General features: G+C 72.4%; 15 protein-coding genes. 4 read left to right on the forward strand and 11 right to left on the reverse strand.

Annotated elements, in window-relative coordinates; all coding sequences use genetic code 11:
• Positions 1–138 precede the first annotated feature (138 nt).
• From RWH45_RS12540 to RWH45_RS12550, 3 genes are all read right to left on the reverse strand, one after another.
• Positions 139–1,110 (reverse strand): LacI family DNA-binding transcriptional regulator, encoded by a 972-nt coding sequence (locus tag RWH45_RS12540; protein ID WP_315995278.1) that lies wholly within the window; start codon positions 1,108–1,110, stop codon positions 139–141.
• A gap of 279 nt (positions 1,111–1,389) precedes the next feature.
• Complete coding sequence (locus RWH45_RS12545) at positions 1,390–2,277, reverse strand: hypothetical protein (RefSeq protein WP_315995216.1); 888 nt, start codon at positions 2,275–2,277, stop codon at positions 1,390–1,392.
• Between the two features lie 50 nt (positions 2,278–2,327).
• Positions 2,328–3,698 (reverse strand): FGGY family carbohydrate kinase, encoded by a 1,371-nt coding sequence (locus RWH45_RS12550; RefSeq protein ID WP_315995217.1) that lies wholly within the window; start codon positions 3,696–3,698, stop codon positions 2,328–2,330.
• 38 nt (positions 3,699–3,736) lie between these two features.
• Here RWH45_RS12550 and RWH45_RS12555 point away from each other — a divergent pair, with 38 nt between their 5' ends.
• Positions 3,737–5,002, forward strand: coding sequence for an HAD-IA family hydrolase (locus RWH45_RS12555; protein ID WP_315995218.1), 1,266 nt, complete (start codon positions 3,737–3,739; stop codon positions 5,000–5,002).
• 72 nt (positions 5,003–5,074) lie between these two features.
• Positions 5,075–5,554, forward strand: a complete 480-nt coding sequence (locus tag RWH45_RS12560; protein WP_315995219.1) for a GNAT family N-acetyltransferase — start codon at positions 5,075–5,077, stop codon at positions 5,552–5,554.
• A 101-nt stretch (positions 5,555–5,655) separates the two neighbouring features.
• Here RWH45_RS12560 and RWH45_RS12565 read toward each other — a convergent pair whose 3' ends face one another.
• On the reverse strand, positions 5,656–6,345 hold the full coding sequence (locus RWH45_RS12565; RefSeq protein WP_315995220.1) for a DUF2848 domain-containing protein: 690 nt from the start codon (positions 6,343–6,345) through the stop codon (positions 5,656–5,658).
• A gap of 129 nt (positions 6,346–6,474) precedes the next feature.
• Here RWH45_RS12565 and RWH45_RS12570 point away from each other — a divergent pair, with 129 nt between their 5' ends.
• The gene (locus tag RWH45_RS12570) at positions 6,475–7,821 is read left to right on the forward strand and encodes an MFS transporter (RefSeq protein WP_315995221.1); all 1,347 of its coding nucleotides are present in this window, start codon (positions 6,475–6,477) and stop codon (positions 7,819–7,821) included.
• 63 nt (positions 7,822–7,884) lie between these two features.
• On the opposite strand, the gene RWH45_RS12575 is transcribed toward RWH45_RS12570, so the two are convergent.
• Positions 7,885–8,544: a GntR family transcriptional regulator gene (locus RWH45_RS12575; RefSeq protein ID WP_315995222.1), complete on the reverse strand. Its 660-nt coding sequence runs from the start codon at positions 8,542–8,544 to the stop codon at positions 7,885–7,887.
• A 45-nt stretch (positions 8,545–8,589) separates the two neighbouring features.
• On the opposite strand from RWH45_RS12575, the gene RWH45_RS12580 reads away from it, so the two are divergent.
• Positions 8,590–9,393, forward strand: a complete 804-nt coding sequence (locus tag RWH45_RS12580; protein ID WP_315995223.1) for a carbon-nitrogen hydrolase family protein — start codon at positions 8,590–8,592, stop codon at positions 9,391–9,393.
• A gap of 88 nt (positions 9,394–9,481) precedes the next feature.
• Here RWH45_RS12580 and RWH45_RS12585 read toward each other — a convergent pair whose 3' ends face one another.
• From RWH45_RS12585 to RWH45_RS12610, 6 genes are all read right to left on the reverse strand, one after another.
• A complete protein-coding gene (locus RWH45_RS12585) occupies positions 9,482–12,289 on the reverse strand; it encodes an FAD-binding and (Fe-S)-binding domain-containing protein (protein ID WP_315995224.1) in 2,808 nt (935 codons plus the stop codon).
• Entirely contained in the window at positions 12,286–13,284 is a 999-nt protein-coding gene (locus RWH45_RS12590) for a 1-phosphofructokinase family hexose kinase (protein WP_315995225.1), read from the reverse strand. Before RWH45_RS12590 ends, RWH45_RS12585 begins: the two co-directional genes overlap by 4 nt.
• Positions 13,281–14,123, reverse strand: coding sequence for a class II fructose-bisphosphate aldolase (locus tag RWH45_RS12595; protein WP_315995226.1), 843 nt, complete (start codon positions 14,121–14,123; stop codon positions 13,281–13,283). Before RWH45_RS12595 ends, RWH45_RS12590 begins: the two co-directional genes overlap by 4 nt.
• A gap of 233 nt (positions 14,124–14,356) precedes the next feature.
• Positions 14,357–15,346, reverse strand: coding sequence for an ABC transporter substrate-binding protein (locus tag RWH45_RS12600; RefSeq protein ID WP_315995227.1), 990 nt, complete (start codon positions 15,344–15,346; stop codon positions 14,357–14,359).
• Positions 15,347–15,387: 41 nt separating this feature from the next.
• Positions 15,388–16,470, reverse strand: a complete 1,083-nt coding sequence (locus tag RWH45_RS12605) for an ABC transporter permease (RefSeq protein ID WP_315995228.1) — start codon at positions 16,468–16,470, stop codon at positions 15,388–15,390.
• A complete protein-coding gene (locus RWH45_RS12610; RefSeq protein ID WP_315995229.1) occupies positions 16,467–17,246 on the reverse strand; it encodes an ATP-binding cassette domain-containing protein in 780 nt (259 codons plus the stop codon). Before RWH45_RS12610 ends, RWH45_RS12605 begins: the two co-directional genes overlap by 4 nt.
• Positions 17,247–17,248: the final 2 nt, after the last annotated feature.

The following is a 17,248-nucleotide window of genomic DNA, read 5'->3' on the forward strand; positions in this document are numbered from 1 at the left end:
GGCCCGGCCATTGTGCGTCGACGCGTCCGCGCCATTCCTCGCACCCCGAACACGGGTCCCTGCGCCCGCCGAAGGGACCGGTGGCCGCGTGCCCCGGTGGCTTCGACGAGCTCAGCCGCCTCGCGAGAAGCGGAGGGGTCAGAGCGCGCAGGACTCCCGCTCGACCAGCGACACGTCGATCACCGTCAGCTCGTCGAGACCCAGGCCGGCATCGGGCTGCAGCCGCGCGAACACCCGCTCGGCGGCGAGCGCGCCGATGCGGCGCGGGTCCTGGTCGATCACCGTGACGGAGGGGGTGAGCGTGTCGGCCATGGGGAAGTCGCCGAAGCCGACGAACGGCAGCGGATCGCCGCGCAGCACGTGGGCGAGCGCCATCGACGACCGGGCGTTGGCGGAGAACAGGGCCGTGGGGGGCTCGTCGAGGCCGCGAAGACGCTCGAGAGCGGATGCCGCCGATGCGCGGTCGGAGACCTGCGAGGCGATGAGTCGCTCGTCGACGTCGACGCCCGCATCGCGCAGCGCCCGCCTCCAGCCCTCGACGCGCTTGGTCTCGGTCGAGAGGTGCACCATGTCGCCGACGTAGGCGATGCGGCGGTGCCCGTGCGAGAGCAGGTGGGTGGTGGCCAGGTGCGCGCCGGCTTCATCGTTCTCGGTGAACGTGTCGGTCAGCAGTCCCGCCGGCGCACGGTCGACGAACACGATCGGCGTGTGCCCGCGCCACCGCTCGAGCCATGAGTGGTCGGTGCCGACGGGGGCGATGACCAGTCCCGTGAGCTGGCGACCCAGCAGCGACTCGAGCGCGGGCCTCTCGTCGTCGGGGTTCTCGCCCAGGCTCGTGACGAGGGTCGACAGGCCATGCCGGCGCGCGGTGTCCTCGACCGCGCGGGCGATGGCGGCGAAGAACGGATCGACCACGTCGGGGACGGCGACCCCGATGACCGAGGCGCGTCCGGCGCGGAACGTCGTCGCCAGGGCGTTGGGGACGTAGTTGAGCTCGCGCATCGCGGCCTCGACGAGGGCTCGCGTGTCGGGGAGCACGTGCGGATCGTCGTTGAAGACGCGCGACACGGTCTTCGTGCTCACCCCGGCGCGCTGAGCGACGTCGCGCATCGTGGTCACGAGGCACCTCCGGGGTTCGGGCGAGTGGGGGCTTCGACGTGCCACCCTATCCGCCGGACCGACCGCGCGCCCCGCACGGCGGCACGGACGACGGGCGCCGAACCCCCGCGCGCCGCCGGGGTGGGCGCCGCGCGACCGGCGTCGCGGATCGACCCGAGTGCCCGCCCGGCACGGCGGCATCCGTCTTCCGCGTGCACCCGCGGGGAGCCGGTCCGAGGGGAGTCGGACGCGACCGGACGACGCAACCGGTGCCGGGCGGACGGGCTCATGTCAGCGGCCGTCGACGGCGTCGGCGAGCTCGCGCAGGCGCGGCAGGGCGCGGCCCGAGAGCAGCTCCTCGCGGCGGTCGGCGTCGATCGAGAGGCTGTCCTTCCACAGCGACCGGCCGGCCATCGCGCCCGAGGCGCCGTTGGCGACGGCCGTGCGCACCTGCTCGATGAACGTCTCGTGGTCGACACCGGCCGACAGCACGGCCCACGGCACGCCCTGGGCGGCCTCGGTCACGCGCGCGCTCGCCTCGGCCGAGCCGGGGTACTGCAGCTTGAGGATCTTCGCGCCGCACGCGACGGCGAGGGCGGCTCCGTCGACGACGAGGTCGGCGAACTTCTCCGCGTACTCCTCGTCGCTCTCGCCCTCGAGCTGGTACGTGAGCAGCTCGACGATGAGCAGCAGGCCCTCCTCGTCGCACGCCTTAACCAGGTCGCGGATTTCCTGCGCGACGCGGGAGTCGGCATCCTGCTTGTCGGGACGCGTGTACCAGAGCATCTTGGCCACGTCGGCGCCCTGCTCGCGGATGGAGTGCGGCGTGGTGCCGGGAACGAAGCGCGTGTACTTGAGACCGTCGACCGTCTCGGCACCCGAGGCGTCGAGACCGACGACGAGCGCGGTGTCACGGGCGAGCACGCCGTCGTCGACGATCTGCGGCAGCGCGACCTCCGGGTCGAGCAGGATCGCCGGCGCATGGTTGGCGAGGTGGCGGACGAGGTCGGCCTTCACCTCGGCGAGCTCCTCGCGCGAGATCCCATCGGAGCCGTTGGGGGCGTCCTTGATGGCGGCCTTCATGCCGTTGCGCTGGTCGGCGGCGACGATGAGCATGTGACCGTCGGGCGTGCTGATCGACTGCAGCGCGCGGCGCTCGATCGTGGTGAGTGCGTTCATGATCTCTCTTCTCTGGGGTTCTCGCGCGCGGGTGGGCGCGGGTGGTCTGTTCAGGAGGGGACGGATGCCGAGACGAGGCGCCGCGCCATGTCGGCGGCTCCCCACGCGACGTCCTGCTCGCGGGTGGACAGGGACGGATCGGGGAGCACCTCGGCGCGGGCGCGACGGACGGACGCCATGCCCGCCCACCCGCCGGTGAGGGTGGAGTGGGTGGCGGGAGCCACCTCGCGGTCCATCGCCGCGATGAGCGCGGCGACCTCGTCGTTGCTGTGCCGCAGCACCGCGCCGAAGATCTCGGCGGGGCTCGCCTCCGTGTGCAGCGTCAGCCGCAGCACGCCGTCGTCGTTGCGGGCGCCGGTGACCTCGATCGCCCCGGCCGGCAGCTCGCCCTCGTACGGGAGCGCCATGACCGCGTCGTCGAGCGCATCACGGCCCGCGCGGTCGCTGACCCCGGCGGCGTGCAGCGCGCGGCGCAGCAGGAGACCGGTCTTCACCCCGGCGACGAGCACGTGCTTGCCCGGGACGACGTGGCGGACCTCGTTGATGAGCGCGTCGGCCAGTCGTCGGCGCGCCGCGAAGCCGAGAGGCGCATCGAGCACCCTCAGCAGCACCTCGGCCGTGCCGAGCGAGACGTGGTAGCCGTCGGCATCCAGGGTGCCGTTGGCTTGAGCGGCGACGAGGTGGTCGTGCCCGGCGACGGTGAGCGCGGCCCCCGCGACGCGGGGTCCGAAGGCGGCGGATGCCGTGCCCCAGGCCGTCCCGCCTCCCCGCAACGGCGGCAGCAGCGCGTCGTCGACGCCGAGCGCCTCGAGCATCGCCGGCCAGGCGGCGCCGGAATCCTGGTCGATGAGGCCGGTGCGCGAGGCGAGCGAGAGCTCGAGAGCCACGTCTCCGCCGAGGGCGGCGACGACGAACTCGGGCAGGTCGAGCCAGCGCAGGCCCGTGAGGTCGGTGCCCTGGTCGCGCAGCCATGCGAGCTTCGCGACGCTCACCTGGGCGCCGAGCGGCAGGCCGGTGCGGCCGGCGAACTCGTCGCGCACCTCGGCGGGGAGGGCGGCGATCTGCTCCCACCCGCGCGGGTCGAACCACGCGAAGCCGGGTGCTGCGGCTCGACCGTCGACGTCGATCAGGATGCCGGTCTCGCCCATTCCCGCCACGGCCAGGGACGTCAGCGCAACGGAAGTGACAGGGGCGAGCTCGGCGTCGACGAGATCGATGAGCGCGCGGACGGATGACCGCAGGTCGTCCGCGTCGATGTCGGTCGTGCCGCCCGGGCCGACCCGCCACGGGGTGGGCACCTGGGCCCCCGCGATCTCGGTGCCGGCGTCGTCGACGACGAGCATCTTGATGCCCGTGCTGCCCAGGTCGATGCCGCCGTGGAGGCGCGACTGCTCGGCATCCATGTCACCGGTGTCTTGCATGAGCGGCCGTCCTCTCCGGAACTTCTTCGAGTCCCGGAATGACGAGCATGACACCGGTGACTTGCTACGTCTATGGTGGAGGTATGCCGTCGTCGTGTCAAATACCCGAATCGCTCGCCGTCCTCGTCGCCGGTCCCGCCGGCAGCGGCAAGAGCACGCTCGGACGCGCCCTCGCCACCGCGCTGCGCGCACCCCTCGTCGACCTCGACAGCGTGACCACCCCGCTGCTCGACGCCCTTCCCGCCGACGCCCTCGGCGGACACTGGCTCGCCTCCCCGCACGCCGGGGCCATCCGCGCCGGTCGCTACGCGGCACTGCGCGCAACGGCCGCCGATGCCCTCTCCACGTCGGGCCGCGTGGTCGTCGTCGCCCCCTTCACCGCGGAGCTCGCGGGCGGGGACGACTGGACGGCGCTGCGCGAGGCACTGCTGCCCCTCGAGCCCGTCGTCATCCATGTCGACGGGGACCCGGCGATCCTGGCGTCCCGCCGCGCCGCGCGGGGCGTCTCCCGCGACGCGCACCGCGTGGACGCCACGCCGGTCGCACCCGCCGTCCCGGTGATCGCCGTCGACGCCGAGCTCACCACCGGGCAGCAGCTCGCCCGCGTCCTGCCCGCGCTCGGCATCCGCCGCCCCCTCGACGCGGGAGCCGCGATCTTCGCGCGCGAGTTCGACGCCGTGCTGTTCGACCTCGACGGAACCCTCGTCGACTCCACGGCATCCGTCGCCCGGTCCTGGCGGCGCTTCGCCGAGCACTTCGACGTGTCGATGGAGGCCCTGCACGCCAACCACGGTCAGCCCGCGCGCACGCTCGTGAGCCTGCTGCTGCCCGCCGAGCGGCATGCCGAGGCGCTCGCGCACGTCACCGACCTCGAGGTGGCGGATGCCGTGGGTCTCGCCCCCATCCGCGGCGCCGCCGACTTCTTCGCCGCCGTACCGGCCGACCGCCGCGCCATCGTGACCTCGGGGTCCGTGCCCATCGCCACGGCCCGCCTGGCCGCGGCCGGGTTCGCCCACCCCGACGTGTTCGTCACGGTCGACGACGTCGTCAACGGCAAGCCCGACCCCGAACCCTTCCTTCTCGCGGCCGAGCGTCTCGGCGTCGACCCTTCGCGCTGCCTCGTCGTCGAGGACGCCCCGGCCGGCATCGCCGCGGCCCGCGCGGCCGGCTGCGCCGTGATGGCGCTGACCGGCACGACCGCCGACGAGGAGTTGGGCGCCGATCTGGTGGTGGACGGACTGGATGCCGTTCGGCTCGAGGTCACGGCATCCGGGGCACTGCGGTTGCGGGGCTCCGTCGGCTGACCATCCGCGACCGGGATGCGGAGGATCCACCTCCCCGGAGGCGGGCGGCCCCGCGGGGCGATGATGGAGGGGATGACCCTCTCAAGCAGCCCTGTCCTCCTCACCCGCATCACGCCGGCGATGGCACGACGGATCGTCGCGCGTGACGAGGAACCCGGAGACGACTGGCATCCGGACTATCCGTTCGTCGACGAGCTCGACCCGCTCGAAGCCCTCGCGGCGTCCGAGTCGAGCGCGTCACCGTTCACGATGTGCGCCATCCGTGAGCCGGCGACGCGGCTCGCCGTCGGCGGCCTCGGCTTCTTCGGCCCACCCGACGCGAGCGGAACCGTCGAATTCGGCTACGGCCTCATCCCCGCGGCACGAGGACGGGGGCTCGCGAGTGCCGCCGTCACCCTCGCCCTCGCGCACGCCCAGCACTGGGGCGCCCGCCGGGCGGTCGCCGACACCGAGACCGACAACGGCGCCTCGCGCCGCGTGCTGCAGAAGGCCGGGCTCCACGAGACCGGGCGACGCGGCACCCTCGTGCTCTTCGCCCGCGACCTCCTCTGAAGGCGCGGGCGAGACGAGAGCCCGAGCGACGACGAAAGCCCGGACCGTTCGGTCCGGGCCGTCGTCGCCCACGGCCGGTGGACCGCGGCGCGAACGCTCGCTCAGCCGATGGGCGTCGGCATCCGCTCGACGTCGTAGCGGACGACGCTCGACTCCCCGGTGCTCTCGTCGAGCAGCTCGACCTCCCAGCGGTCGCTGAACTGGTCGACGCCCGCGACCATCGGGATCGTTCCCGAGATGAGGGCGACGCCCTCCTGGCGCTCGCCCCGCTCGGCCAGAACGTCGAGCCAGTACTGCGGCGAGAGCAGCTCGCCGACGCGGCCGTCCTGGATGAGTGCGCGCTCGGCGCCCACCCACGCCCGGAGGCGCAGGTCGTCGGCGCGATCGGCCAGAGACGACAGACGCCAGGCCCGGCGACCGAGCATGTCGGGACCGGCGTTCTTGCTCCAGGCGACGCCGTGCACCTCGAGGGCCCGATCGGTGTGGTCGCAGGCGACGGTGAGCAGCACGTCGTCCTCGCCGGGGCCGATGACGACGATGCCCCACTCGGCCTCGCCGGACGTGCGCTCGTGCTGCGCCTCGACCCGGTCGCCCTGCCGGGCCAGATACGACGAGACGGGGTACAGCGAGGGGGTGGTGGTGGGCGCCGGGACTCCCAGCTCGGCCAGTTCGTCGATGTGGTGCTTCACGGCCGCCTGGTCGCGACCGGCGTAGCCGGCGTTGTACATGTGCGTCACGTCGACGGAGACGAGGGTGCCCTCGCCGATGATCTCGAATTCCAGAGCGGTCACGTCGCCTCTTCCCATTGTTACGACGCGGGAAAATTTCCCCGTATCGGTTGCGTATACGTTTTGTATACAGGAAGTATGAGGGAAACGAAAACGCGGCGGTCCTCCTCGCCGACACCAGATGGGACTCTCATGACGAACGTTCGAAACGCTGTACCGGGCGGCCGGGAGCGCACGCGCTCGCTCGCCAAGGCGTACACCGCCAGCCTCACCGGCACCGCCCTGGAGTGGTACGACTTCGCCGTCTACTCCGCTGCCGCCGCCGTCGTGTTCCCGGCGCTGTTCTTCCCCGAGAACGACCCGCTCACGGGCGCGCTGCTGGCGTTCTCCACCTACGCCGTGGGGTACCTGTCGCGCCCGGTCGGCGGCATCGTGTTCGGCCGCCTCGGCGACAAGATCGGCCGCAAGAGGGTCCTCGTCATCACCCTCCTCCTGGTGGGCATCGCGACCTTCCTCATCGGCGTCCTTCCCACCTACGGCGCCATCGGCCCGCTCGCGGCCGTCATCCTCGTGCTGCTGCGCTTCGCCCAGGGCGTCGGCGTCGGCGGCGAATGGGGCGGGGCCGTCCTCCTCTCGAGCGAGTTCGGAACTCCGCGGCGCCGCGGCTTCTGGGCCTCCGCCGCCCAGGTCGGCCCGCCCGCCGGAAACCTGCTGGCCAACGGCGTGCTCGCCGTCCTGACCCTCGCCCTCTCCGACGAGCAGTTCCTCGCGTGGGGATGGCGCGTCGCCTTCCTCCTGTCCGCGGTGCTCGTCGCCTTCGGCCTGTGGATCCGCCTCGCCCTGGAGGACACCCCGATCTTCCGCGCCATCGAGCAGTCCGGCGACCGACCCGAGGCCCCCATCAAGGACGTGTTCCGCCTCGAGGGCCGCGGACTCCTCGCCGCCATCCTGTGCCGCCTCGCACCCGACATCCTGTACGCGATGTTCACCGTCTTCACCCTCACCTACGGACTCACGCAGCTCGGCATGGAGCGCTCGCAGGTGCTCACGGCCACCCTGATCGGCTCCGCCTTCCAGCTGGCGCTCATCCCCCTCGCCGGGTGGATCAGCGACATGGTCAACCGCCGTCTGCTGTACGCGATCGCCGCCGTGGCGGCCGCAGGATGGCCGTTCGTGTTCTTCCTCATGATCGGCGGCGGCTCCCAGCCGCTGTTCATCCTGGGCGTCGTCGTCGGTCTCGCCATCCACTCGTTCATGTACGGACCGCAGGCCGCCTTCATCACCGAGCAGTTCAGCCCGCGCCTGCGCTACACCGGATCGTCCCTCGCCTACACGATCGCCGGCGTCTTCGGCGGCGCTCTGGCTCCCGTGATCTTCACGGCGCTGCTCAGCGCGACCGGCAGCTGGGTCGCCCCGGCGATCTACCTCGGCGTCGCGGCCGTGCTCACCATCGTCGGACTGCTGCTCGGCCGCAACCCGCAGCACGCCGAAGACGAGGAGTACCTCGACGTGCTGACCGGAGCACGGGCCACGTCGTGACGACCGACGGCATCCGGTCCCCTCGGTCGGAGCGCTGCCCGCGCCCCGGCCGAGGGCCGCGCCTCACGCCCCGGTCAGGATCGTCCGGAGCGTGATGCTCAGGTGGTCGTCGATGGCCTTCTCGGCGGCCGCCTGATCTCCCGCGCGCAGGGCCTCGACGATCGCGCCGTGCTCGTGCGTCACGGCGTTCCACCGCGAGGGGCCGATGCTCAGCGCGGAGATCCCGACCCGCACCTGCTTCTCGCGCAGAGCCGCGTAGTTGCGCGAGATCAGCGCGTTGCCGGCGGCGTCGACCAGGGTCTGGTGGAACTCCCGGTCGAGCTCGATGCACTCGCGGGCCTGCTCGAAGGTCAGGCGGTCGAGTCCCGCGGTCACCGCGTCCTGACGTCGCATGACCTCGGTGAGTGCGTCGTGCGGCGAGAGCCGCTGGGCCAGGGCGCGCTGGACGGCGAACCGCTCGATCAGCCCGCGCATCTCCATCAGCTCGGCCGTCTCGCGCGGGGTGAGCGCGGCGACGCGGGCTCCGCGGCGGGGCTCGAGGTCGACCAGGCCCTCCGACGCCAGAATCAGCAGCGCTTCGCGCACCGGGGTGCGCGAGACCCCCACGGCGTCGGCCACGTCCTGCTCGTTGATGAAGCCCCCCTCGACCTGCGGGTCGGTCAGCAGCGAGCGGAGGTGTCCGAGAGCACGGTCTCGGCCCGAGGGGGGCGCGACAGAAGGCATACGACAGGTATACAACACGGGGATACCCGTACGAAGGAGACTCACATGCGCATCGCCCTGGCTCAGGTCGTCGCCGGTTCCGACCCCCTCGAGAACCTCTCGATCATCGCCCGCGAGGCCGCGCGCGCCGCCGAGGACGGCGCCGCACTCGTCGTCTTCCCCGAGGCGGTGATGTGCCGCTTCGCCGGCCCCGACCTCGCCGAGGTCGCGCAGCCGCTCGACGGCGCGTGGGCCAACGAGGTGCGCCGCGTCGCCCGCGAGGCGGGTGTGACGATCGTCGTCGGCATGTTCACCCCGGCCGACACCCCCGGGCGGGTGCGCAACACGCTCCTCGTCGCCGGGGCGGCCGAGACCGCCTACGACAAGATCCACCTCTACGACGCGTTCGGCTATCGCGAATCGGATGCCGTCGAACCCGGCCTGCAGCCCGTGCTCTTCGATCTGGACGGCGTCCGCATCGGACTGGCCACCTGCTACGACGTCCGCTTCCCCGCCCTGTTCCGCGCTCTGGCCGACGACGGCGCCCACCTCGTGCTGGTGGCCGCCTCCTGGGGGTCGGGACCCGGCAAGCGCGAGCACTGGGAACTGCTCACCCGTGCCCGCGCCCTCGACACGACGACCGTGGTGGTCGCGGTCGGCCAGGCCGACCCCCGCACCACCGGACGCGACGACGGCGTCGGAGCGCCCACCGGCATCGGCTACAGCGCGGTGGTCGCCGCCGACGGTGCGGACCTGGTCCGCCTCGGCGAGGCCCCGCAGACGCGGGTCGTCGACGTGTCCGAGGCCCTGTCCGCGGTCGCCGAGGTGCGCGCGAAGATCCCGGTCCTCGCCAACGCCCGGCGGTTCTGACCCGGGCACGCATCCCCGCCCGCCGGAGCGCGCCTCCCGCCGCCGCTCCCGCGGTGCAGCCGGGCGCCCCGCGCCACGACGCGGCCCCTCAGCCGAGGGGTCGCGTCGCCTCCTCCAACAGCTCCAGCACGTGCACGTACGACTCCCCCGTCGCCTTCGTCATCCCGAGCTCGCAGGTGCGGTTGCACGACGCGAAGGCATCAGCGCCGAACCCGGCGACCTCGCCCGCCTCAGGGGCGGTCGCCGCCTCGGTCAGCTCGGGGTGCAGCATCCCCCGGTCGCCCGCGTACGCGCAGCATCCCCATGCGTCCGGCACGCGCACCTCCGACGCCACGGCCGCCCCCACCGCCCGCAGCGCCGGATCGATCCCCAACTGCGTCGACGAGCAGGTCGGATGCAGGGCCAGCAGCTGCGCCACCGGCGTCGGCGTGAGACGCGGAAGAAGAGTGGATGCCGCGAAGGCCACGGCATCCACGACCTCCACGCCCTCGTCGCGCAGGGTCGCGGCGAAGCCCTCGGTGCAGCTGGACGCGTCGCAGAGGACCGGGAGGGCCCCGTCGCGCGACGCCGCGCGCACCGCGGCGCGCACGCGGGAGGTCATCGTGGCGTGTCCCTTCGCGTAGCCCTTCGACGACCACGGCGTCCCGCAGCAGAGCGCGTCGATGCCGTCCGGCACGACGGCTGAGACCCCCGCACGTTCCAGCAGGCGGGTGAACGCCGCGGTCGCACCGATGCCCTCGGCGGGCCCGAACATGCTGCCCACGCACGCGGGGAGGAACACCGCGACCGGCTCCACTCCGGGAGCCCCGACGACGGTCCCGAGCGATCGACGAGACGCCCCACCCGCGGGCAGCTCCGCCGCGTACCGGGGCACCGTGTCGGTGCCGAGCACCGCGCGAGCGGCATCCGTCACCGCGCGCACGGCGGGAGTGGGGAGGGCCGATGCGACGCTCAACGCGGCGGCCCCCGCCCGTGTCACCGCACCCCACCCGGTCGCCGCGGCGGACCAGCCCGCAGCGAGCACCGGGTTCGCCTCATCGCGGCGGAAGCGCTTCATGAGCGCCCCGGTGTTGATCTGCACGGGGCACGCCGTCTGGCACATGCCGTCGACGGCGCAGGTCTGCACGCCGTCGTAGTCGTAGTCCTTCTCGAGCTCCGCGACGAGGGCGCCGTCGCCGCGTTCGCGGGCGGCGGTCGAGGCGCGCCGAACGACGATGCGCTGGCGGGGGGTCAGCGTCAGCGACCGACTCGGACACACCGGCTCGCAGTACCCGCATTCGACGCACCGGTCGGCCTCGGGCTCGATCGACACCGGGGTCTTGAGGTTCCGCATGTGCGCGGCCGGGTCGTCGTCGATGATGACGCCCGGATTCAGGATGCCGCCCGGGTCGAGCAGCCGCTTCAGTCGCACCATCACGTCGTACAGTTCGTCGCCGTACTGCCGCCGCACGTACGGCGCCATGGCGCGGCCCGTGCCGTGCTCGGCCTTGAGATTCCCGCCGGCGTCGAGGACGAGGTCGACCATCGCGTCGGTGAAACCCTCGAAGCGCCCGAGTGCCTGCGCGCCCTCGAAGCGGTCGGTGAGCATGAAGTGGATGTTGCCGTCCTTGGCGTGGCCGAAGATCACACTGTCGCGATAACCGAAGCGTTCGAACAGCTCCTGCAGACCCTCGCACGTATCGGCGAGGCGCTCGACCGGCACCACGACGTCCTCGAGCAGTGCGGTCGTGCCGCTCGGCCGGGCACCCGCGACCGAGGCGTAGAGGCCCTTGCGGAACGTCCACGCGGCGGCGCGCTGCGCCGGGTCGCTCGAGAACACCGTGTGCTCGAGCAGCGGTTGCTGCCCGAGCACACGGGCGCCGGCGGCGGCGAGATCGTGCAGCGCGGGGGCGTCGTCGGCGTGGTACTCGACGAGCAGCGCCGCCTGCGTCGTGGCCTCGAAGCCGTGGATGGCGGCGGGCGTGCCGGCCAGACGCTGTCCGACGCGCAGGGAGGTGGCATCCATCAGCTCGAGCGTCGCCGCGCCGGTGGCCACCAGAGCCGGGAGCGAGCGGGTGGCCGCGTCGAGGGTCGGGAAGACGGCGAGGGTGGTCGCGATCGCCGAACGGATCGGCACCGTGCGGAAGGTCGCCTCCGCGACGAAGGCGAGCGTCCCCTCCGACCCGACGACGAGGTGCGCGAGCAGCGCCGCGGGGCTGTCGAAGTCGAGGAACGCGTTCAGGGCGTAGCCCATCGTGTTCTTCATCGCGAACTGCCGCTCGATGAGGGAGACGCTCGCGGGGTCCCCCACGACGCGCTCGCGCAGCCGCAGCAGTCCCTCGACGAGGGCGGGCTCGCGCTCGTGCAGCAGCCGGTCGGCATCCGGGTCGGCCGTGTCGACGACGGTCCCGGATGCCAGCACCAGCACGAGCGATTCGAGGGTGCGGTACGAGTTCTCCACCGTGCCGCACGCCATGCCGCTGGAGTTGTTCGCCACGACACCGCCGATCGTGCACGCGGCCTCGCTCGCGGGGTCGGGGCCGAGGCGATGCCCGTGGCGCGCGAGCCGCGCGTTGACCTGCCGCACCGTGGCGCCCGGTTGCGTGCGCACGCGGCGTCCGCCGTCGAGCACGTCGATGCGTCCGAACCCCTGGCGCACGTCGACGAGCAGTCCCGCCCCCGACGACTGGCCCGACAGGCTCGTGCCGCCCGAGCGGAAGGTCACCGGGGTGCGCGAGGAGGAGGCGGCGCGCAGGATCGCGCCGACCTCCGCGGCGTCGGCCGCGACGACCACGGCATCCGGAGTGAGCAGGTAGTGCGACGCATCGTTCGCGTAGGCGACGCGGTCGATCGCGCGCGTGCGGATGCGGGAGGAATCGGCGACGGCCGCGGCGACCTCCGGGGCGAGCGGGGTCATGCCTCCCCCTCGGGACTGAGCGCCCGTGTCAGATCCGGTTCGGTCTCCACGAGAGCCCGGATGCCGTGCGGCGGTCCCGCGACCAGCGTCGAGGCGTGCGCGACGGCGTGCGCTCCCCACTCGGCGGCCGACGCCGCGGCGAGGACGAGGGCATCCGCTCCGACTGCGACGGCCGCGGGTTCGCGGGTCACGCCGAGGAGGTAACCGGCGAGGGCGGCGTCTCCCGCCCCGGCGGTGTTGGCGACGAAGGGGGCGTCGGCCCGCGCGAACACCGCGCGCTCCGCCGTCACGGCGACGAGGCCGTCGGCGCCGAGGCTCGCGAGCACCGTGCCCACGCCCCGCTCGACGATCTCGCGCGCGGCGGAGACGACGTCGCCGAGGCTCGTGAGGGGGCGACCGACCGCGGCCGCCAGCTCGTCGACGTTGGGGGTCAGCAGGTCGATGCCGGCGGGGTCGGCGAGCAGTGCGTCGAGAGCCGTTCCGCTGGTGTCGACGGCGACGCGCGCGCCGTGCTCCCAGGCCACCGCGCGGACCGCGTCGAGATCGACCGGCGCGCCGGCGCCCGCGAGGTCGGGGAGGCTCCCCGAGATCACGAGCCACGGCTCCGTGCGCGCGGCGAGCTCCGCGCGCAGCGTCGCGACGGTGGCATCCCATGCCTCCGGTGACAGCGGCGGGGTGGGGGCGTTCACCTTGGTGGTGGCACCGTCGGCGTCGATGATCGAGGTGTTCACACGGGTCGCCCCGGGCACCTCGACGATCCGCAGCAGCGGAGCGGTGAGTCCGCAGCGCGCGAAACGCACGTCGTCGGCGCCCAGCACGACCACCGCCGCGGTGTCGGCACCCCCGGCGGCGAGGGCGGCCGAGACGTTCACGCCCTTGCCGCTCACCTCGCGCGTGTAGCTCTCGGCGCGCGTGAACGCTCCGCGCCGCAGCGCGCCGACGCGGTACGTGGCGTCGATCGCCCCGGCGGCGGTGAGGGTGACGACCCCGGTCACGCGCGGACCTCCGTCGCGACCCGGCCGATGACGACGTCGAGCAGACGGTGCACCTCGGCCGCGACCGCGGAGCGCCCGGGGGCGAGCCAGCGGCGCGGGTCGATGGCATCCGGATCCCGATCGAGCTCGGCGCGCACGGCCGCCGTGAGCACGGTGTTCAGGTGCGTGCCGATGTTGATCTTGCGCATGCCCGCGCGCACGGCGCCGTCGATCCCGGCGTCGGCGACTCCGCTGGAGCCGTGCAGCACGAGGGGCACGGACACGGCCGCGGCGAGCTCGGCGATGAGCGTTTCGTCGAGCCGGGCGCTGCGCTCGCGCATGGCATGCTCGCTGCCCACGGCGACGGCGAGGGCGTCGACGCCCGTGGCCTCGACGAAGCGCACCGCCTCGGCGACGTCGGTGCGCACGCCCGGCGTGTGGGCGCCCTTGCCGCCGATCTCCCCCAGCTCGGCTTCGATCCAGGCTCCCGCGTCGTGGACGCGGGCGGCGACGGCGGCGGTGCGCTCGAGGTTCTCGGCATCCGTCAGGTGGGCGGCGTCGAACATCACCGAGCGGATGCCGACGGCCAGCGCCTCGTCGACGAGCGGCTCGTCGGTCGCGTGGTCGAGGTGCACCACGACGTCGACGTGCGCGGCGTCGGCCAGGCGCAACGCGGCGCCGGCGGCCGGGGCGAGACCCCCGTGGAACGCGATGGCGTTCTGCGACAGCTGGAGGATCACACCGGTGCCGGCCGCCTCGGCGCCGGTGACGATGGCCTCGGCGACCTCGAGGGTGATGAAGTTGAAGGCCCCGACCGCGCGGTGCGCGGCGAGGAGGGCGGGCATGTCTGCCAGGGGCACGTCGGTGTCTTTCTCGTCGGGTACGGCCCCGTGACGAGTACGCCGCGCGGGCGCATCCCCGGGGTGGGGCCGTGTCTGTCTCACCGGGGCGCGGGGCGCGTCCGGGTTCGGGGCGTGTTTCGTCGTTCGGGGCGTGAGGTTTTCGCCCCACGGCGCGGAACCCGCCCCGAACCGGGAAGGGAAGGGGGGTGGATGCCGGGACCTCGCGTGTGCGGGGTCCCGGCATCCGGGTGTCAGCAGGACGACTTGTAGACCGCGTCCTTGCCCTCGCCGTTGATGTTGTCCTTGGTGAGGATGGTGAAGCCGGTCTGGATCTTCTCCTCGGTGGACTCGCCCTTCAGTGCGGCGATGGCCTGCTTGACGCCGTCGGAGCCGATGGTGGCGGGCTCCTGCGCGACGAGCGCCTGCACCGTGCCGGCCTGCAGGGCCTTGACCTGGGCGGGGCCCGCGTCGAAGCCGACGATCGTCACGGCGCCCTGCTTGCCCGCCTGTTGCACACCGGTGGCCGAGCCCTCGGCGGCGAACAGGTTGGCGGCGAAGATGCCGACGATGTCGGGGTCCTTCTGCAGCGCGGCGGTGACGATCTCGGCCGCGGTCGAGGGCTCGTTGTGCGAGTACTGCACGCCGACGGATTCGAACTTCGAGTCCTCGGCGACGGCGTCTTCGAAGCCCTTCGCGCGGGCGTCGGTGGTGGAGATGCCGGGATCGACCGACACGACGAGCACCTTGCCGCCGTTGGGGTTGGCATCCTGGATCGCCTTGAACGCGGCAGCCCCGCCGCCTTCGTTGTCGGAGGAGATCTGCGACACGGCTCCCGAGGGGTCCTCGAGCGTCGTGTCGACGAGCACGACCTTGATGCCCGCGGCCTCCGCCGCCGCGATGGGTGCCTGCATGGCCGACACGTCGGTCGGCGCGATCAGCAGCGCGTCGGGCTTGGAGGCGACCACGGCGTCGACGATCGGCTTCTGCAGGGTCGGGTCGAACTTCTCCGGGCCCTGAGTGGTGACGGTAGCGCCTTCTTTGGCGGCTTCGTCCTGGATGCCGCACTGCATGGAGATGTAGAACTCATCTCCCGCGACGCCCTGCACGAACGCGATCTTGTAGCCGCCGTCGGAGCCGCCCGAGGCGGATCCCGACGACGAGCCGCCGGAGCACCCGGCGAGGACGAGGGTGGCTGCGGCGCCGAGGGTGGCGAACGCGAGAACCTTCTTGTTCCACTGCATTGTGATGACCGTTCTCTCTTGGGGGTGTCGGATGCCGGGCCTCAGCCGCGGCGTCCTCCGCTGACGAACTTCCGCCAGAGGCTCTGGGTGTTGCCGCGGGTCGCGGCGGTGCGGCGCACCTGGTCGACGTAGACGGCGGTGATGAGCACCGCGCCGACGGCGACCTGCTGCCAGAAGGGCTGCACGCCGGTGATGACGAAGCCGTTCTGCAGCACGGCCGGGATGAAGAGGCCGACCACCGTCCCGAAGATCGTGCCGACGCCGCCGAAGAGCGACGTGCCGCCGATGACCACGGCCGCGATGACGTTGAGGTTGGTCTGCGACTGCCCCGCGATCGCAGTGGTCGAGAACTGCGACAGGGCCAGGATGCCGGCGAGCCCGGCGAGCGCCCCCGACAGCGTGTAGACCGAGATGAGGTGGCGGTCGACCTTGACGCCGACGCGACGGGCGGCGAGTTCGCTCGAGCCGACGGCGTAGGTGTAGAGGCCGAATTTGGTGAAGTGCAGCACCACGGCGCCGATCACGACGACCACGAGGGCGATGACGCTGATGATCGGCAGCGACCCGAAGACGTTGCCGTAGCCGATCGACACCGTCAGCACGGTCGGCACATCGCGGATGTCGACACCGCCGGTGAGGATCTGCGCGAGACCGAGGGCCATGCCCAGGGAACCCAGGGTGACGATGAGCGGCGGGATCTTCGCCTTGGCGATGAGGAACCCGTTCAGCAGCCCCCAGCACACGCCGCTGAGGATGGACACGAGGATGCCGATGGTGGCCACTCCCCAGCCCTCGCCGCCGAGCGCCCGCATCGTCAGGGCCGAGACGACGCCCGAGAACACCAGGACCGAGCCGATCGAGAGGTCGATGCCCGAGGTGATGATGATGTACGTCATGCCGACGCCGAGCACCGCGAGGATCGAGGCGTTCTGGATGATCAGGCGGAAATTCGACCACTGTGCGAACGAGTCCGGCGCGAGCGCGCTGAAGATCAGCACGATGACGATGAGGATGAGCAGGATCTGGAAGGCCTGCGCCTTCAGCAGTCCGACGAAGAAGTTCGGCTTGGTGTCTTCGAACGTGCCGATGGCCACCGTCTCGGTGGGAGGGGTCGTGGTGCTCACTTCTGGTCGTCCTTCGTGACGGCGCCGGTCATGAGCCCGACGAGTTCTTCCATGGAGGTGTCCTTCGCGGAGACGTTGGCGACGCGCGTGCCCAGACGCAGCACCTGCACGCGGTCGCACACCTCCATGACGTGCGGCATGGAGTGCGAGATGAGCACGACGGCGATGCCCTTGTCGCGCACACGGCGGATCGTCTCGAGCACGTTCTTCGTCTGACGCACGCCGAGGGCTGCCGTCGGTTCGTCGAGGAAGACGAGGCGACCGGCCCAGTGCACCGCGCGGGCGATCGCGATCGCCTGACGCTGGCCGCCCGACATCTCGCCGACGGGCGAGGTGAGCGAGCGCACCGTGGCGCCGAGCTCGTCGAACGCCGCGCGGGAGGCGACGGCCATCTCCTTGGTCTTCATGAACCCGAGCGCGCCTGCGAGCCCCGGGCGACGGATCTCGCGGCCCAGGTACATGTTCTGCACCGGGTCGAGATGCGGGGCGAGCGCGAGGTCCTGGTAGACCGTCTCGATGCCGAGCGACGAGGCGACCTGGGGGTTCGACATCTCGATCGGCTTGCCGTCGAAGAGGATCTCTCCCTCGTCGATGGCGAGGTTGCCCGACAGGGCCTTCACGAGCGTCGACTTCCCCGCGCCGTTGTCACCGATGAGGGCGGTGACCTCGCCGGGGTAGACCTCGAAGTCGACATTGCTGAGGGCGCGGACATGACCGAACTGACGCGACAGACCGCGTGCCTGGAGCACGGGGACCGCCGTGGTGACTGACGACATCG

Origin of the sequence: Microbacterium galbum (genome assembly GCF_032464915.1) — a bacterium.
GTDB classification, from domain to species: Bacteria; Actinomycetota; Actinomycetes; order Actinomycetales; family Microbacteriaceae; genus Microbacterium; species Microbacterium galbum.